The following is a 2,816-nucleotide window of genomic DNA, read 5'->3' on the forward strand; positions in this document are numbered from 1 at the left end:
GCCCCCCGGGCGCCCACCGCGGCGACCAGTTCGGCGGTGTGGCCGGCGGCCGTCGGCAGGTCCCCGAGGGCGCTCTCGGCCACCAGCGTCAGCAGCCCGTTGGCCCGGCCCTCGACGACCAGCAGGCGGCGCGGCGGCAGCGACTCCGCCCGCGCCGCCGGGCCCTGCGGCCGGGCCCGGCCGTCCCGGGCCCCGGCCGGCCCCTGCGGCGGCACCGGCAGCGCGGTCCCGTGCAGCTCCTGCGGGTCCAGCGGGGCGGTGGGCAGGTACAGGGTGAACGCACTGCCCTTGCCCAGCGTGCTCTCCACCCCGAGCGCCCCGCCGAGCAGCAGCGCGATCTCCCGGCTGATGGACAGTCCGAGGCCGGTGCCGCCGTACTTGCGGCTGGTGGTGCCGTCGGCCTGCTGGAACGCGCCGAACACGGTCTCCAGGTGCTCGGGCGCGATGCCGATGCCGGTGTCGACCACCCGGAACGCCAGCACGGGGGCGTGCCGCCGCACGCCCTCGGGCACCTCGGCGGGATCGACCGGGTCGATGTGCAGCTCGACCCCGCCCCGCTCGGTGAACTTCACCGCGTTGGACAGCAGGTTGCGCAGCACCTGGCGCAGCCGGTACTCGTCGGTCAGCAGCTCGGCCGGCACGCCGCGGGCGGTGCGCACGGCGAAGGACAGGCCCTTGTCGCCGGTCAGCGGCCGGAAGGTGGTCTCCACGTAGTCGACCAGCCCGGCCAGCGGCAGCTCGTCGATGGTCAGGTCCATCTTCCCGGCCTCGACCTTGGACAGGTCCAGGATGTCGTTGATCAGCTGCAGCAGGTCGGACCCGGCCGAGTGGATGATGCCGGCGTACTCGACCTGCTTGGCCGTCAGGTTCCGGGTCGGGTTCTGGGCCAGCAGCTGGGCGAGGATCAGCAGGCTGTTGAGCGGGGTGCGCAGCTCGTGGCTCATGTTGGCCAGGAACTCCGACTTGTAGGTGGAGGCGATCGACAGCTGCTGGGCGCGGGCCTCCAGCTCCTGGCGGGCCTGCTCGATCTCCAGGTTCTTCGCCTCGATGTCGCGGTTCTGGGTGGCCAGCAGCTCGGCCTTCTCCTCCAACTCCGCGTTGGAGGCCTGCAGCTCCTCCTGGCGGGCCTGCAACTCCTCCGACCGGACCCGGAGTTCGGCGGTCAGCCGCTGCGACTCCTGGAGCAGCTCGTCGGTCCGGGCGTTGGCCGTGATGGTGTTGAGATTGACCCCGATGGTCTCCATCAGCTGGTCCAGGAAGCCCCGGTGGACCGGGGTGAGCGGGCGGACCGAGGCCAGTTCGATGACGCCGAGCACCTGGTCCTCGACCACGATCGGCAGCACCACCAGCGAGAGCGAGTCGGTGCGGCCCAGGCCCGAGGAGGCCGCCAGGTAGCCCGCGGGCAGCTCGTCCACCGTGATGGTCCGGCGGCTGCGCGCGGCCTGGCCGACGAAGGACTCGCCGAGCCGGAACCGGGTCGGCCGGCTGCCGTCGGGGAAGGCGTAGGAGCCGACCAGCTGGAGCACCGTGCCGGCCTGGTCGGGGTGCTCCTCGGCGAGGTAGAAGGCGCCGCACTGGGCGCCGACCAGCGGGGTCAGCTCGTCCATGACGGACGCGGCGACCACCGCCAGGTCGCGCTGGCCCTGGAGCAGCCCGGACAGCCGGGCGAGGTTGGTCTTGAGCCAGTCCTGCTCCTCGTTGGCGCGGGTGGTCTCGCGCAGCGAGTGGACCATGACGTTGATGTTGTCCTTGAGGTCGGCGACCTCGCCGGAGGCGTCCACGGTGATCGAGCGGGTCAGGTCGCCGGCGGTGACCGCGCTGGTCACCTCGGCGATCGCGCGGACCTGGCGGGTCAGGTTGCCGGCCAGCTCGTTGACGTTCTCGGTCAGCCGCTTCCAGGTGCCGGAGACGCCCTCGACCTCGGCCTGCCCGCCCAGCCGGCCCTCGCTGCCGACCTCGCGGGCCACCCGGGTGACCTCGGCGGCGAACGAGCCGAGCTGGTCGACCATGGTGTTGATGGTGGTCTTGAGCTCCAGGATCTCGCCGCGGGCGTCGACGTCGATCTTGCGGGTCAGGTCGCCGTTGGCCACCGCGGTGGTGACCTGGGCGATGTTGCGGACCTGGCTGGTCAGGTTGTGCGCCATGAAGTTGACGTTGTCGGTGAGGTCCTTCCAGGTCCCCGCGACGTTCGACACCCGGGCCTGGCCGCCCAGCATGCCCTCGGTGCCGACCTCGCGGGCCACCCGGGTCACCTCGTCGGCGAAGGCCGAGAGGGTGTCGACCATGGTGTTGATCACCCCGGCCAGCGCCGCGACCTCGCCCTTGGCCTCGACCGTGATCTTCTGCGACAGGTCGCCGCGGGCCACGGCAGTGGCCACCTGGGAGATCGAGCGGACCTGCCCGGTCAGGTTCGAGGCCATCACGTTGACGTTGTCGGTGAGGTCCTTCCAGGTGCCCGACACGCCCCGGACGGTGGCCTGGCCGCCGAGGTTGCCCTCGGTGCCGACCTCGCGGGCCACCCGGGTCACCTCGTCCGCGAACGCGGACAGCTGGTCGACCATCGTGTTGATGGTCTCCTTGAGTTCGAGGATCTCGCCGCGGGCGTCCACCCGGATCTTCTGCGACAGGTCGCCCTGGGCCACCGAGGTGGTGACCGCGGCGATGGCGCGGACCTGGGCGGTGAGGTTGTCCGCCATCACGTTGACCGACTCGGTCAGGTCCTTCCAGGTGCCGGAGACGCCCTTGACGTCGGCCTGGCCGCCGAGCCGGCCCTCGGTGCCGACCTCGCGGGCCACCCGGGTCACCTCGCCGGCGAA

At 72.0% G+C, this 2,816-nt stretch carries 1 protein-coding gene; it reads right to left on the bottom strand.

The window, feature by feature from the left end; all coding sequences use genetic code 11:
* Positions 1-2,816 (bottom strand): HAMP domain-containing protein (locus ACFW1A_RS39770; protein ID WP_380418486.1); only part of this gene is annotated, 2,816 nt, incomplete at both ends.

The sequence above is a fragment of the Kitasatospora sp. NPDC058965 genome (assembly GCF_042741245.1).
Lineage (GTDB): Bacteria > Actinomycetota > Actinomycetes > Streptomycetales > Streptomycetaceae > Kitasatospora.